This window comes from Streptomyces mobaraensis NBRC 13819 = DSM 40847, assembly GCF_017916255.1.
In the GTDB taxonomy this organism is placed as follows: domain Bacteria; phylum Actinomycetota; class Actinomycetes; order Streptomycetales; family Streptomycetaceae; genus Streptomyces; species Streptomyces mobaraensis.
This window is the reverse complement of the sequence record NZ_CP072827.1, coordinates 4,363,794-4,377,661: the sequence shown is the minus strand read 5'-3', so window position 1 is coordinate 4,377,661 and position 13,868 is coordinate 4,363,794. Positions and strand designations below refer to the sequence as shown.

The 13,868-nt window shown below is 71.9% G+C and carries 12 protein-coding genes and 1 tRNA gene; 9 read left to right on the top strand and 4 right to left on the bottom strand.

The window, feature by feature from the left end; genetic code table 11:
- Together J7W19_RS18840 and J7W19_RS18835 are read left to right on the top strand one after the other, a co-directional pair.
- Positions 1–285 (top strand): hypothetical protein, encoded by a 285-nt coding sequence (locus tag J7W19_RS18840; protein WP_004944022.1) that lies wholly within the window; start codon positions 1–3, stop codon positions 283–285.
- A 127-nt stretch (positions 286–412) separates the two neighbouring features.
- Complete coding sequence (locus J7W19_RS18835; protein ID WP_004944021.1) at positions 413–601, top strand: antitoxin; 189 nt, start codon at positions 413–415, stop codon at positions 599–601.
- A 116-nt stretch (positions 602–717) separates the two neighbouring features.
- Here the strand turns inward: J7W19_RS18835 and J7W19_RS18830 are convergent, their stop codons facing one another.
- On the bottom strand, positions 718–1,275 hold the full coding sequence (locus tag J7W19_RS18830) for a GNAT family N-acetyltransferase (protein ID WP_004944018.1): 558 nt from the start codon (positions 1,273–1,275) through the stop codon (positions 718–720).
- A 425-nt stretch (positions 1,276–1,700) separates the two neighbouring features.
- Here J7W19_RS18830 and J7W19_RS18825 point away from each other — a divergent pair, with 425 nt between their 5' ends.
- The 3 genes from J7W19_RS18825 to J7W19_RS18815 all read left to right on the top strand — a co-directional run bounded on the left by J7W19_RS18825 (position 1,701) and on the right by J7W19_RS18815 (position 5,496).
- The gene (locus J7W19_RS18825) at positions 1,701–3,245 is read left to right on the top strand and encodes a M4 family metallopeptidase (protein WP_078587997.1); all 1,545 of its coding nucleotides are present in this window, start codon (positions 1,701–1,703) and stop codon (positions 3,243–3,245) included.
- A gap of 79 nt (positions 3,246–3,324) precedes the next feature.
- Positions 3,325–3,822: a hypothetical protein gene (locus J7W19_RS18820; RefSeq protein ID WP_004944011.1), complete on the top strand. Its 498-nt coding sequence runs from the start codon at positions 3,325–3,327 to the stop codon at positions 3,820–3,822.
- 117 nt (positions 3,823–3,939) lie between these two features.
- Entirely contained in the window at positions 3,940–5,496 is a 1,557-nt protein-coding gene (locus tag J7W19_RS18815) for an MFS transporter (protein ID WP_004944007.1), read from the top strand.
- Between the two features lie 8 nt (positions 5,497–5,504).
- Here J7W19_RS18815 and J7W19_RS18810 read toward each other — a convergent pair whose 3' ends face one another.
- Complete coding sequence (locus J7W19_RS18810) at positions 5,505–6,641, bottom strand: aminopeptidase P family protein (protein ID WP_004944004.1); 1,137 nt, start codon at positions 6,639–6,641, stop codon at positions 5,505–5,507.
- Positions 6,642–6,921: 280 nt separating this feature from the next.
- Between J7W19_RS18810 and J7W19_RS18805 the strand changes: the two genes are divergently transcribed.
- Positions 6,922–9,090 (top strand): MMPL family transporter, encoded by a 2,169-nt coding sequence (locus J7W19_RS18805; protein WP_004944000.1) that lies wholly within the window; start codon positions 6,922–6,924, stop codon positions 9,088–9,090.
- Between the two features lie 182 nt (positions 9,091–9,272).
- On the opposite strand, the gene J7W19_RS18800 is transcribed toward J7W19_RS18805, so the two are convergent.
- Positions 9,273–9,346: transfer RNA gene (locus J7W19_RS18800), tRNA-Thr, on the bottom strand.
- 198 nt (positions 9,347–9,544) lie between these two features.
- Here J7W19_RS18800 and J7W19_RS18795 point away from each other — a divergent pair.
- From J7W19_RS18795 to J7W19_RS18785, 3 genes are all read left to right on the top strand, one after another.
- Positions 9,545–10,681, top strand: a complete 1,137-nt coding sequence (locus J7W19_RS18795; RefSeq protein WP_004943997.1) for an ABC transporter ATP-binding protein — start codon at positions 9,545–9,547, stop codon at positions 10,679–10,681.
- 200 nt (positions 10,682–10,881) lie between these two features.
- Complete coding sequence (locus tag J7W19_RS18790) at positions 10,882–11,298, top strand: hypothetical protein (RefSeq protein WP_004943993.1); 417 nt, start codon at positions 10,882–10,884, stop codon at positions 11,296–11,298.
- A gap of 66 nt (positions 11,299–11,364) precedes the next feature.
- A complete protein-coding gene (locus J7W19_RS18785; RefSeq protein WP_078587985.1) occupies positions 11,365–12,087 on the top strand; it encodes a nucleotidyltransferase family protein in 723 nt (240 codons plus the stop codon).
- 66 nt (positions 12,088–12,153) lie between these two features.
- Here the strand turns inward: J7W19_RS18785 and J7W19_RS18780 are convergent, their stop codons facing one another.
- The gene (locus J7W19_RS18780) at positions 12,154–13,767 is read right to left on the bottom strand and encodes a DoxX family protein (RefSeq protein ID WP_078587983.1); all 1,614 of its coding nucleotides are present in this window, start codon (positions 13,765–13,767) and stop codon (positions 12,154–12,156) included.
- Between the last annotated feature and the right edge of the window lie 101 nt (positions 13,768–13,868).

Below are 13,868 nucleotides of genomic sequence, written 5' to 3'. Positions count from 1 at the left end.
ATGGCCGACAGCGAGGAACCCCAGGAGCCCGCCCCCGAGCCCGGCGACGACGACGCGGACGGCCACCGTCCGCACCCGGTCTGCCACTGGTGCCAGGGATCCGGCTTCGTCCCCCGCGTGCTCGCCCACAACCCCGGCCCCGACCCGTTCCGCGGCCCGGCCGACACCGTGCACCGCACGGGCCAGTGCCGGCACTGCCGGGGAACGGGGTCGTACGAGTCGCTCCTCGACCCGACGATCGGACCCGAGGACCGGTCGGGCGACGTGCCCTGGGGCGGGCGCTGACGGACGCGGGCGGCGGACACGGGACGGACGGGCCCGACGGATACGGCGCCCGCCACCGCCGCCGGAGTGCGGACCGGGGCGAATGCGGTGATCCTGGGTAGGTCAGGCATGCGTAAGGAGGACGCCCATGTCCATGCTCGACAAGCTCAAGGGTCTGCTCAAGGGCCACGAGGACACCGCCCGGCAGGGTGTCGACAAGGCCGGTGACGCCTTCGATGCCAAGACCGGGAACAAGTACCAGAGCCAAGTCGACGCCGCCCAGCGGAAGATCGACGAGCAGCTGGGCAACCGGCCGCCCACGGACGGGCAGCCGTAGGGCGCCCCGCCGCTCCCTCCCCCGTACACGCACGCACCGGACGGGCCGATCACGCCCGTCCGGTGCGTGCGTGTATGGACGCGCTCACCAACGAACGCGCTCACCAGCGAACGCGCTCACCACAACCGGTCGATCTCCCCGGGGTACAAACCGATCCGGCGCCCCCGGAACGACCCCGCCGCCCGCCGCGCCCGGGCGGTGAAGAATCCGGCCATGGTGACTTTGTCGAATCCCGGACCATCGCTCGGGAACGGATCACCCGGTGTCCCGCCGACGAGGACGGTGCCCTCCAGCGCCTCCCAGCCCGCGCTCTCGTAGAAGGGCCGCAGCGGCCGGTCGCAGGTGAACAGCCCGATGTCCGCCCCGTCCGCGGCGATCCACTCCCGGGCGGCGGCCACCAGCCGCCGCCCGTGCCCACGGCCCCGCCGGGCCCGGTCGGTGACGACCGCGCTCAGCCCGGCGGCGCGGTAGCGCGCGCCCTCGTGCTCGATCTCCTTCGTCAGGACGTCGAGCGCCGCCGCCACCTCGCCCTCGGGTGAGACGAGGAGCATCGCGACCGGGCGCAGCGCCGGGTCGGGCGGTCCGCCGCCGGCCCACACCTGGGCGCGCAGCGCGTCCGCCCGGGCGGCCAACTCCGCCGGAACGCACCCCTCCGCGTAGGTCCTGACCTGCACTCCGCCTCCTTCGTCCGGGCCCGGCCGCGGTCGTCCCCGCGGCGCCGCCGAGCCATCCGGCAGGGGCTCGGCAGGTGGGGCGAAATCCCCCCGAACTCCCCTTCCCCGGCGGGGCTTCGCGACACGTCACAGGTGTCACTCGCGCCACTACAGCCCCAACTCTGCCTTTTCTAAACCCAAACTCTGAACTCCGACCGGAACTGACCCCTTTTAGATAACAGCAGATCACATCCTTGTTGCGCCCCTGTCAAAAACGGTCAGTTGCTGGCACGCTCTCCTCCATTCGCTCCTGCACCTCTCACCACCAGCGGGCCGCTCACACCCCGTGCCGCCCGCAACCCCCCTCAGAGGAGACAGAGTTGAGACTCACCGCCACCCCCCGCACCACGGCCCTGCGTGCCGCCGCCCTCGTCGCCTCCGCGGCCATGGTCGTCGTCGGCGTGCAGACGGGCAGCGCGAGCGCCTCGGGTGACCGTGACAGCGGAGGGCTGCCACTGACGCTCTCCGCGAGCCAGCGCACCGCCGCCATCCAGGAGGCCCAGAGCGGCGCGTCGGCGACCGCCGCCAAGATCGGCCTGAGCGGCAAGGAGAAGCTGATCGCCCGCGACGTCGTCAAGGACGCCGACGGCACCGTCCACACGCGCTACGAGCGCACCTACGACGGGCTGCCCGTGCTCGGCGGCGACCTGATCGTCCACGAGGCGAAGGCCGGACGCTCGGTCACCAAGGCGAACGACGCGACCATAGCCCTGCCCTCGACCGACGCCTCCCTGGCCCCGGCCGCGGCGAAGAAGTCGGCGCTGAGCGCCGCCGCCGACCAGAAGACCGCCAAGGCGGACGGCCAGGCGCCGCGCAAGGTCGTCTGGGCCGCGCAGGGCAAGCCGGTCCTGGCGTACGAGACCGTGGTCACGGGCGTGCAGAAGGACGGCACCCCGAGCGAGCTGCACGTGATCACCGACGCGGCGTCCGGCAAGAAGCTGTACCAGTACGAGGCCATCGAGACCGGTACCGGCACCAGCACCTACAGCGGCACCGTGCCGCTGACCACCACCAAGTCGGGCTCCCAGTACCAGCTCAACGACGGCGCGCGCGGCGGCCACAAGACGTACGACCTCAACCAGGGGACGTCCGGCACCGGTTCGCTGTTCACCAACAGCACCGACACCTGGGGCGGCGGCCGGCAGACGGCCGGTGTCGACGCGCACTACGGCGCGGCCGTGACCTGGGACTTCTACAAGAACGTCTTCGGCCGCAACGGCATCCGCAACGACGGCAAGGCCGCCTACTCCCGCGTCCACTACGGCAACAGCTACGTGAACGCCTTCTGGTCCGACTCCTGCTTCTGCATGACCTACGGCGACGGCCAGAACAACAAGAACCCGCTCACCGCCCTCGACGTGGCGGCCCACGAGATGAGCCACGGCGTCACCGCCGCCACGGCCAAGCTCGTGTACAGCGGCGAGTCGGGCGGCCTCAACGAGGCGACCAGCGACATCTTCGGCACCGCCGTCGAGTTCTACGCCAACAACAAGACCGACGTGGGCGACTACCTCATCGGCGAGAAGATCAACATCTACGGCGACGGCAAGCCGCTGCGCTACATGGACAAGCCGAGCAAGGACGGCAAGTCCAAGGACAGCTGGTACTCCGGCATCGGCGGGGTGGACGTCCACTACTCGTCCGGCCCGGCCAACCACTTCTTCTACCTGCTCTCCGAGGGCAGCGGGAAGAAGACGATCAACGGCGTGGACTACGACAGCCCGACCGCCGACGGGTCCAAGGTCACCGGCATCGGCCGGGACAAGGCCCAGAAGATCTGGTACAAGGCGCTGACCACGCAGTTCACCTCGAACACCAACTACGCCAAGGCGCGCACCGGCACCCTGAACGCCGCCGCGTCGCTCTACGGCAACAACAGCGCGGAGTACAAGGCGGTGGCGGCGGCCTGGTCCGCCATCAACGTCAAGTAGTCCCACCGCACGATCGGACCGCATCCCGTGCCCCCGGCCGCCGCGCCGGGGGCACGGGCGTCGTGACACCATCGGGGACGTGATCGACCTCGGCTACTCGCTCTCCCGCCGCTTCCCCGACCCGCCGCAGACGGACTACCGCACCGCCGACGTCCGGGCCCTGCGGCACGACCTCTTCTGCGGCGACGTCTACCTCGCCGACACCAAGGAGGACCGGGAGCTGTCCACAGCCTGGGGATGGGTGCCGGTGCTGGACTTCGCCTGGGCGCTGTGCGACATCGTCGAGGAGCTGGACCGCGACCCGCGCGGCTCCCGGTCGGCCGCCCCGCAGTACGCCGAACTGGACTTCACCGAGTCCAGCGACCGCCTGCTCTTCGAGCGGCGCTTCGGCTGGGTGGAGGTCACCGCGGACTGGGTCCCCGCCGACGAGCCCCCGCTCGTCCTCGACCACCGGGCGCTCCGCCGGGAGGCCCGGGACTTCCTGCACGACCTGATCGCCGACCTCTCCGACATGCACGAGGGCCTGGCGGACAACCCGGTCGTCTGGACGCTCCAGAGCCGCTTCCCGCGCGTGTGACGCGCGGGTGACGACCGGCGGGTCCCATGGGGCCCAGGTGCCTCAAGAGGCGGCCGGCACCCCCAGCGCCTAGGCTGATCCGAGAGCTTCCGCACCCCATGGCCGCGAGGTTCCGCGATGAGCCCCACATCCGAACCGATCACCGCCGCCTCCCCCGCCACCGACCCCCGCCGCTGGTGGGGCCTGGTGTTCATCGGCCTCGCCCAGCTGATGGTCGTCCTCGACGCGACGATCGTGAACATCGCCCTCCCGTCCGCCCAGCGCGACCTGTCGATGTCGGACACCAACCGGCAGTGGGTGATCACGGCGTACACCCTGGCCTTCGGCGGGCTGCTGCTGCTCGGCGGCCGGATCGCGGACCTGGTCGGCCGGAAGCGGACCTTCCTCGCGGGGCTGATCGGCTTCGCCGTCGCCTCGGCACTGGGCGGCGCCGCGCACACGGACTGGCAGCTCTTCGGCGCGCGGGCGCTGCAAGGCGTCTTCGCCGCCCTGCTGGCGCCCTCCGCGCTCTCCCTGCTCACGACGACGTTCACCGACCCGCGCGAGCGCGGCAAGGCGTTCGGCGTGTACAGCGGCATCGCGGGCGCGGGCTCGGCCGTCGGACTGCTCGCGGGCGGTCTGCTCACCGAGTACCTGGACTGGCGCTGGTGCATGTACGTCAACGCCCCGATCGCCCTCATCGCCTTCGCCGGCGGCCTGTGGGCCCTGCACGACCACCGCCCCGAACGGCGCACCCGGCTGGACCTGCGCGGCGTCCTCCTGGCCTGTACGGGCCTGGTCGCCGTCGTCTACGGGTGCAGCGAGGCCGAACCGCACGGCTGGGACAGCCCCCGGGTGCTCACCCTGCTGGTCGGCGGCGTGGCGCTGCTGGCGCTGTTCGGCTGGTGGCAGACCCGGGCCCGCCACCCGCTGCTGCCGCCGCGCGTCGTCCGCGACCGCAACCGGGCGGGGGCGTTCCTGACGCTGGGCCTGGCCGTGATCGCCATGTTCGGGATGTTCCTGTACATGACGTACTACTTCCAGCTCGTCCTCGGCTACCGGCCGGTCGAGGCCGGCCTGGCGTTCCTGCCGATGTCCGCCACGATCATCGTCACCAGCACCCAGATCGCCTCCCGGCTGCTGCACCGGCTGCCGCCTCGGCTGCTGATCACGCCGGGGACGCTGCTGGCGGCCGTCGCGCTGTTCCTGCTGACGTCCCTGCCGGTGCGGGCGGACTACGCGGTGCACGTCCTGCCGTCGACGATCCTCTTCGGCCTGGGCCTGGGCCTGATCTTCGTGGCGGTGATGGACACCGCGACGAAGGGCGTCGACCCGAACGACTCCGGCGTCACCTCCGCCACCGTCAACACCTGCCAGCAAGTGGGCGGTTCGATCGGCACCGCGCTGCTCAACACCATCGCGACCGCCACCACCGGCTCGTACGTCGCCGCGCACCTGAAATCGGCGGCGGCCACCGGGCCGGTGACACCGGCGGCGCGCTCGGCGATCGTCAAGGACGGGGTGGTGCACGGCTTCCACGTCGGGCTGGCCTGGGCCTCGGTGATCATGCTGGCCGCCTCGGCGGTGGCCTGGCTGGTGATCACGGCCCCGGCCCCGCGCCACGGCGACCGGGCGCCGGAGGGCGGCCCCCGCGGGACCCGGACGGAACGGGAGCCGCGCCGGACCCGCCCGTAGGACCGGCGTCACGCCACGACGAGCAGCTCCCGGCCCGTCGTGTTCAGCCGCCGCCCGCCGTCCTCCGTGCAGACCACGATGTCCTCGATCCGCACCCCGAACCGGCCCGGCAGATAGATCCCGGGCTCGATCGAGAAGCACATCCCCGGCACCAGCGTCAGGTGCTCGCCCTCGACCATGTACGGCGGCTCGTGCGTGGTGACGCCGATCCCGTGGCCCGTCCGGTGGACGAAGTACTCGCCGTAGCCGTTGCGCGCGATCACCTGGCGGGCGGCCCGGTCGACGTCCTGGCAGGCGGCCCCCGGCCGGACGGCCTCGAACGCCGCCTGCTGCGCCTCCCGGACCAGGTCGTGGACCTTGCGCTCCTCGGCACCCGGCTCCCCGACGTGCACCGTACGGGTGGTGTCGGAGCCGTAACCGTCCATCAGGCCGCCGAAGTCCATCACGACCATGTCGCCGTCCTGGATCACCCGGTCCCCCGCCTCGTGGTGCGGATTGGCGCCGTTGGGACCCGAGCCGACGATGGTGAAGTCCACCTGCTGGTGGCCGTGCTCGCGCAGCAGCCGGTCCAGGTCGGCGGCCACCTCGCGCTCCCGCCGCCCGGCGAACGGCAGCCGGACGATCTCCTCGTACGTGGCGTCGGCCGCCGCGCCCGCCGCCGCCAGCCGCTCGACCTCGTACCCGTCCTTGACCGCGCGCAGCATGGGCAGCGCCTCGGTCAGGGCGGCGTGGGCCCCGCCGGGGCGCAGCCGCTGGAAGGCCAGCAGGTGCAGCGCCCAGGTGTTGTCGGACACCCCGTAGCGGCCTTGCGGTTCGAGGTGCGCGGCGAGCGCGTCGTAGGGGTTCTCGGCGTCCCGCCAGCCGACGACGGTCAACGCCGGGGCGCCGGGCGCCTTTTCCGCGTCGGGCCGCTCCAGCTCGGGGACCAGCAGCAGCGTCCTGCGGCCGGGGGTCACCACCAGCGCGGTGAGACGTTCGGTGACGGGCGGGTGGTAGCCGCAGAGCCAGGCCAGGTCGGGGCCGGGCGCGATGATCAGTCCGGCCATGCCGGCCTGGGCGGCGGAGCGGGCCGCGCGCTCCATCCGGGCCGCGTAGTGCTCCGGGCCCAGCGGGCGGGAGGACGCTTCCATCGACGTGATCGCCATGGGGGCAGCGTAATCCGGGTGGAGGCGTTCGGCAGGTGATCTCTACCCCACGGGTGAGACGCCTCTCCTCCGAGGGGAGGAGACGACCCCACCCCAGGACCGATTTTCCCCTGATTCCTCGAGTAATCGTTGGACCCAGGTAAAGAGCATCCCTAGCGTAGGGATGCCCGTTCGGACATCCGTACCCTCCGCCGGGCCGCGTCGAACCCGTGCACCACCCGATCAGTATCCACTCAGTGTTCCGATAGATCCACGCAATTCCAAGGGGGAGCTCCACACCATGTTCCGACGAGTCGGGCGGTTCGCCGTCCACCGGCCCTGGCTCACGATCCTGGCCTGGGTCGTGGCAGCCGTGGCCCTCGGTGTCCTGGCGCCGGGTCTGAAGTCCACCACGGACCAGGCGGAGTTCCTTCCGTCCCACTACGAGTCCGTGCAGGCGGGCAAGGTCCAGGAGAAGGCGTTCCCCCAGGACGAACAGGCCGCGGCCGTGGGCGTCTTCAAGCGTTCCGACGGGGGGAAGCTCACCGCCCAGGACAAGCAGGACGTGGCGAAGGTCGCCGCCGCCCTCCAGGACAAGCACTACAAGAAGATATCCAAGGTGACGACCGGGCCGGAAGCGGTCTCGCCCAACGGCGAGATAGCCCTGGCCAACATCTACTCCGGTGAGAAGAACTGGTCGGACGACACCGTCATGGAGTCGATCAAGTCCCTCCGCAAGGACGCCAAACCCTTGCTGAAGGGCACCCAGTTGAAGCTGGGCGTCACCGGCTCGGCGGCGTCCAACCTCGACTCCAAGGAGCAGTCCGGCGACACCGACGGCATGATCATGATGGCCACGCTGGTCCTCATCATCGTGCTGCTGCTGGCCATCTTCCGCAGCCCGCTCATCGCCATCCTGCCGGTCCTGATCATCCTGCTCGTCACCTCGGTGGCCAACGGCCTCATCGGCACGGCGGCCGACGTCGGCGGGCTGAAGGCCGACGCCAGCGTCACCCCGATCCTCATCGTGGTGCTCTTCGGCGTGGGCACCGACTACATCCTCTTCCTGCTGTTCCGCTACCGCGAGCTGCTGCGCAAGGGTGAGGAGCCCAAGACGGCCCTGGCCGAGGCGGTCGCGCGGGTGGGCGAGACCATCGCCTCCGCCGCCGGCGCGGTCATCGCCTCGTTCCTGGCCCTGCTGCTGTCCACGATGGGCATGATGAAGGCCCTGGGCCCGTCCCTGGCGATCGCCGTGGGCGTGACCCTGATCGCCGCCCTGACGCTGGTCCCCGCCGTCTTCTCGCTGCTCGGCACCAAGGCGTTCTGGCCGTCCAAGGCGTGGAAGAAGACCCCGAAGAACCGCACGGCCAACGCGGTCGGCGGCCTGGTCTCCCGGCGCCCGGGCATCGTGGCGGCGCTCTCCACGGTGGTGCTCGCCGTCCTCGCGGTCGGCGCCTTCGGCTTCAAGTCGCAGTGGGACATGGACAGCCAGCTGCCCGACAAGCTGGAGTCCGTCCAGGCGATGAAGGACCTCCAGAAGGGCTTCTCCGCCGGCCAGGCCGACCCGGCCATGGTGTTCGTCAAGGCGAAGGACGGGGCACGGCTCGACAAGGGCGAGCTGGAGGCGTTCCGCGGCAAGCTCGCGGCCGTCAAGGGCGTGGACAAGGTCAGTCCGGCCGTCCCCAGCAAGGACGGGTCCGTCGTCCAGTTCAGCGTGGTCACCAAGGCCAAGCCCAACCACGACGAGGCCATCAAGCTCGTCGGCGGCGAGCTGCGCGACACGGCGCACCAGGCGGCCCCGAAGGGCAGCGAGGCCCTGGTGGGCGGCACCTCGGCGGTCCTCACCGACATCGAGAACGCCGTCCAGCACGACTACAAGGTCGTCTTCCCGGTCGCCGGCCTGGCGATCATGCTGATCCTGGGCCTGCTGCTGCGCAGCCTGGTCGCCCCGCTGTACCTGATGATCGCCGTCGCCCTCGGCTTCGGCGCCACCCTCGGCTCCACGGTCTGGCTGTTCCAGGACCTCAAGGGCGAGGACGGCATGCTGTTCATGCTGCCGATCATCATCTACCTCTTCGTGGTGGCGATCGGCACGGACTACAACATCCTGATGGTCGCCCGCCTCCGTGAGGAGGTCCGCAAGGGCGTGGCCCCGCGCGAGGCCATCCGCACCGCGGTCGCCCAGTCGGCCCCGACGGTCGCCTCCGCGGCGATCATCCTCGCCGGTACGTTCGGTGTGCTGCTGCTCGCCGAGAACTCCATGCTCCAGCAGATGGGCTTCGCGGTCGCCTTCGGCATCCTGCTCACCGCGTTCGTGATGGCCATGCTGCTCGTGCCGACGGTCACGTCGCTGCTCGGGCACAAGGCGTGGTGGCCGGGCCACCAGGACGCTCCGCGTCAGGCGGAGCCGACCCCCTACGCCGGCACGGACTCGTACGAGGACCACGCCTCGTACTCCGGTCGGCGGTAGTTCCGCCCCCTTCCCACCCTTTCGCCGTTTCCTGGGGGCTGCGCCCCCAGGCCCCTCTGGGAGAGCCCGCAGGGCGCTTCGGGGGTGCGGGGGCTTGCCCCCGCAAGAAACGGTGAAAGGGCGGGACCGGGGCACAACAAAGCCCGGGCCAAGGCCCGGGCTTCGTGCTGTGCGCGGCAAGAAGCCGCCTGTCGGATTCGAACCGACGACCCCCTGTTTACAAGACAGGTGCTCTGGCCAGCTGAGCTAAGGCGGCACGCGGCAGCGCGCGGAAGCAGTCTAACCGGAGACAGCCCCGCCGCTCCCCCCAATTTTCGCGACCGCGACCTGCTGACAACGGCCCGCTCCCCAGGTACCGTCACCGCATCCCGTCCACATTGGACTGGACCACTCAGCACCGCTCCCTCTACTCGGATCGTCCGGCACGTTCCTGCCGGTGAAGGGACCCACCACCATGGCCACGGTCACGTACGACAAGGCGACCCGGATCTATCCGGGCGCCGACAAGCCCGCCGTCGACCAGCTCGACATCGAGATCGAGGACGGCGAGTTCCTCGTCCTGGTCGGCCCGTCGGGCTGCGGAAAGTCCACCTCGCTGCGGATGCTCGCGGGGCTGGAGGACGTCAACGGCGGCTCCATCCGCATCGGCGACCGCGACGTCACCAACCTGCCGCCGAAGGACCGGGACATCGCCATGGTGTTCCAGAACTACGCGCTCTACCCGCACATGACCGTCGCCGACAACATGGGCTTCGCCCTGAAGATCGCGGGCGTGCCCAAGGCGGAGATCCGGCAGAAGGTCGAGGACGCGGCGCGCATCCTGGACCTCACCGAGTACCTGGGCCGCAAGCCGAAGGCGCTCTCGGGCGGCCAGCGGCAGCGCGTGGCGATGGGCCGGGCGATCGTCCGCGAGCCGCAGGTGTTCCTGATGGACGAGCCGCTGTCCAACCTGGACGCCAAGCTGCGCGTGCAGACCCGCACCCAGATCGCCGGCCTCCAGCGGCGCCTGGGCATCACCACCGTCTACGTCACCCACGACCAGGTCGAGGCCATGACGATGGGCGACCGGGTGGCGGTGCTCAAGGACGGGCTGCTCCAGCAGATCGACTCGCCGCGCAATATGTACGACCGCCCGGCCAACCTCTTCGTCGCGGGTTTCATCGGCTCCCCGGCCATGAACCTGGTCGAGGTGCCGATCACCGACGGCGGCGTCAAGTTCGGCAACAGCGTGGTGCCGGTCTCCCGGGAGGCGCTGGCCGCCGCGGCCGACCGGGGCGACCGGACGGTCACCGTCGGCGTCCGGCCCGAGCACTTCGACGTCGTGGAGCAGAACGGCGACACGGCCCGGACGCTGAGCAAGGAGGCCGCCGACGCCCCCGCCGGCCTGGCCGTCACGGTCAACGTGGTCGAGGAGCTGGGCGCCGACGGCTACGTGTACGGCACGGCGGAGGTCGGCGGCGAGCAGAAGGACCTGGTGGTCCGCGTCAACGGCCGGCGGGTGCCGGAGAAGGGCTCGGCCCTGCACGTCGTCCCCCGCCCGGGCGAGCTGCACGTGTTCTCGACCTCGTCGGGCGAGCGGCTGAGCGATTGATTCACGCCGTCGTGCCGCCCCGGCGCGGGCGGCACGGCGGCCCTCACGGCCCGTCAACCGGACGCGTCACCGATTTCGGGCCGCCCGCCCCAGGTCCGGCCGCCCGGGCGTCAACCCTTCCCACCGAAGGGCCGAGGTAATGCCACCCGATCGGGTGACTAAATGTCGCGGTCTCATTACGCCTCGCTACCATCTGCGGCATGAACCAGGCCGCCCGCCGCATCGGCAGAACCCTCGCCCTCGTCCTCCCCGTCGTCATGGTGCTCTCCGGGACCCTCGCCGTCACCCGGGTCCCGTGGGCGGCGCCCAACGCCGAGTCGCAGGTGCTCACCGCGTCCTCGGACGCCGCCTCCAGCCAGGCCAGGGCCCGCGCCCCGCATGAGGTGCTGCGCGACAAGCTGCTCACGGAGCTCCAGGAGAAGAACCCCGGAGTGGCCCTGACCCACCTCCAGGTCGCCACCAACGGCCGTCCCTCGCTGGCCCGTTACTGCGTCGACATCGCCCGCGTCCTCGGCCAGGCCGCCGTCGCCAAGTACCACTCCGCGAAGAAGGCCCAGGCGTACTCGCGCCCGGTCTGCGACACCTCGTACGCCTCCGGGGTGGCCCAGGGCCACTGACGGCCCTCCCGCCCCCGGCGGCGGCCGGTCGCACCGCACCCCGCGGCACGGCATATCGTGCGGGGCATGACCGGCACGCACCCCGTCCCCACACCCGCGCAAGCCGTGATCCTGGCCGGAGGCCAGGGGTCACGGCTTCGCCCTTACACCGACGACCGCCCCAAGCCGATGGTCGAGATCCCCGGCACCGGCATGCCGATCATCGGCCACCAACTGGCCTGGCTGGCCGCCGAGGGCGTCACCGACGCCGTCGTCTCCTGCGGCCACCTCGCCGAGGTGCTCCAGGCGTGGCTCGCGTCGGCCGACCTCCCGCTGCGGGTGACGACGGTGGTCGAGAAGGAGCCGCTCGGCCGCGGCGGCGGCCTCAGGCACGCCGCCGCCTCGCTCCCCCACCCGGACCGGCCCTGGTACGCCACCAACGGGGACATCTGGACGCGGTTCTCGCTCCGCGAGATGGCCGCCTTCCACCACGAGCGGGACGCCACCGCGACCCTCGCCCTGGCCCGGCCCCGGATCCCCTGGGGCGCGGTCGAGACCGACGAGTTCGGGCACGTCCTGGACTTCATCGAGGCCCCGCCCTCGCCCTACCTGATCAACGCGGGCGTCTACGTCTTCTCGGCGGGCTTCGCCGAGCTGCTGCCCGAGCGCGGCGACCACGAGCGCACCACCTTCCCCCGCCTGGCCCGGGAACGGCGGCTGGCCGGCTACCCGTTGCCGCACGGCGCCTACTGGCGGGCCATCGACACCGCCAAGGACCTGACGGAGGCGGCCCGGGAACTCGCCGGCTGACGCCCGCACCACGCGCCGCGGCCCCGCACCCGAGTGGGTGCGGGGCCGCGGCGCGCGATACCGGTGTCAGCCCAGGAGACCGCCGAGGGCGCCGCCCCCGCCCGTCGAGCCGCCGGACGTTCCCGTGCCGCCCGACGTCGTCCCACCGCCGCCCGAACCGCCGGTGGTCGCGGCGCCCGAGGGGCTGTGCGGTGCCGCCGGGGCGGCGGGACGCTGGTGGGGCGTCCGGGTCGCGGGGCGGGGACCGCCGGTGCCGGCCTCCGCATGGCCTGAAGTCGCCGCTCCGGTCGGTGTCTTGACCGAACCGGGGACGGCCGGCTTCGCGCTCGGCGACGGGGACTTCCGGCCCGTGGCGCTCGGCCGGGGCGTCCCCGGCGTCGCGGAGCCGTGCGCCCCGCCGCGCGGGGAGGAGCCGGCCGACGGACGCTGCGGAAGCGGCGAGCCGGGCAGGTTGTTGACCGGCGGGGCGGACGGACCCGGCGCCGGCGCCGGCCGCGAGGAGCGGACGGCCCCGCCGAGCGTCGAACCGACCAGCAGGGAAAGGCCGATGAGCACCGTCGCCATGACCGTGCCGCGGCGCAGCACCCGCCGCCGCAGCTGCCCGATCCCGGCCCGCGGACCCAGCCGCCGCCACGCCTCGCCGGCGAGCCGGCCGTCGACGGAGTACACCGGGGCGCCCGCGATCACCAACGGGCTCCAGGCGGCCAGGTAGATGATGTCCGGCGCGTCGTAGACCGGCACGGTCCGCCAGCTCACCGTGACCAGCAGGGTGGCCGAGAGCAGGACGCCGATGGCGGCGGCGAGGCGCTGCCAGAGGCCGAAGATGGTGAGGACGCCGACGATGATCTGGAGGAAGGCCACGGTCAGGCCCGCGCCCACCGGGTGGGCCAGCGCCAGCTCCCGGAGCGGGGCGGCGGCGGGCCAGGGGTGCAGGGAGGTCAGCCAGGTGACCATGGAGCCGCGTTTGCCGCCGTCGAAGTAGACGGGGTCGCAGAGCTTGCCCATGCCGGCGTAGACGGAGATCAGCCCGAGGAAGACGCGCAGCGGCAGCAGGACGACGCCCAGGTTCATCCGGCGCCCGGGGTAGTAGGCGTGCAGCAGGGCGTCGCGGCCGTCGTTCCTGGAGTCCCGGTCCTCCCCGTCGTCCTCGTCGGACCAGCCGTCCTCGCCGACGTCGAACTCGCCGTGGCCGTACGGCTGTTCGTCGAACGCGCCATGGGTCGGGCGGATGCCGCTGAGCAGCGGCTCACCCGGCTCCAGCGGTCCACGGGGGCCGATGACGGTGGTCGGGGCGTCGTCGACGCCGATCCGCGGCAGGACCTGGGTGGCCCCGGCCTCGCCGCCGCCGGCGGTACGGGCGGCCCCGGACTCCCGTACGGCGTCGAGGAGCCGGGTCGGCGCCGCGTCACCGGGCTCGGCCCGCCCGCTCCACACCACGGGGGCCCGGCGCCTGGCCGGGCCCTTGACGGTGGGCAGCTGCGCCGTGTCGGCGGCGACTCCGGCGTAGTGCCGGGCGGCGGCGTGCGGGGGACGCGCGAGCTGCACGCGGAAGCTCAGGTGGTTGCCGGAGACCTGCGCGGGGTCGGACGGGACTTTCACCGTACTCAGCGCGGGCTGGTCGTCGTACCCGGAAGAGCTTCCCCCCGTAGGTGTGCGGGGTGTTCTGGTGTCCACGCTCATCTAACCGAGTGACCGGAGCTTAGGACACTGCCTTGACCGACACGGGTGTCCGAGACCCGTCAAGGCGGACAACAAGCGCGCCCGCAAGGGCCGGACGGGCG

Excerpts from the sequence above, each read along its gene's own strand:
- J7W19_RS18840 (WP_004944022.1), top strand. The coding sequence starts at position 1 with ATGGCCGACAGCGAGGAACCCCAGGAGCCCGCCCCCGAGCCCGGCGAC.
- J7W19_RS18835 (WP_004944021.1), top strand. The coding sequence starts at position 413 with ATGTCCATGCTCGACAAGCTCAAGGGTCTGCTCAAGGGCCACGAGGAC.
- J7W19_RS18825 (WP_078587997.1), top strand. The coding sequence starts at position 1,701 with ATGGTCGTCGTCGGCGTGCAGACGGGCAGCGCGAGCGCCTCGGGTGAC.
- J7W19_RS18815 (WP_004944007.1), top strand. The coding sequence starts at position 3,940 with ATGAGCCCCACATCCGAACCGATCACCGCCGCCTCCCCCGCCACCGAC.
- J7W19_RS18810 (WP_004944004.1), bottom strand. The coding sequence starts at position 6,641 with ATGGCGATCACGTCGATGGAAGCGTCCTCCCGCCCGCTGGGCCCGGAG.
- J7W19_RS18805 (WP_004944000.1), top strand. The coding sequence starts at position 6,922 with ATGTTCCGACGAGTCGGGCGGTTCGCCGTCCACCGGCCCTGGCTCACG.
- J7W19_RS18795 (WP_004943997.1), top strand. The coding sequence starts at position 9,545 with ATGGCCACGGTCACGTACGACAAGGCGACCCGGATCTATCCGGGCGCC.
- J7W19_RS18790 (WP_004943993.1), top strand. The coding sequence starts at position 10,882 with ATGAACCAGGCCGCCCGCCGCATCGGCAGAACCCTCGCCCTCGTCCTC.
- J7W19_RS18785 (WP_078587985.1), top strand. The coding sequence starts at position 11,365 with ATGACCGGCACGCACCCCGTCCCCACACCCGCGCAAGCCGTGATCCTG.
- J7W19_RS18780 (WP_078587983.1), bottom strand. The coding sequence starts at position 13,767 with ATGAGCGTGGACACCAGAACACCCCGCACACCTACGGGGGGAAGCTCT.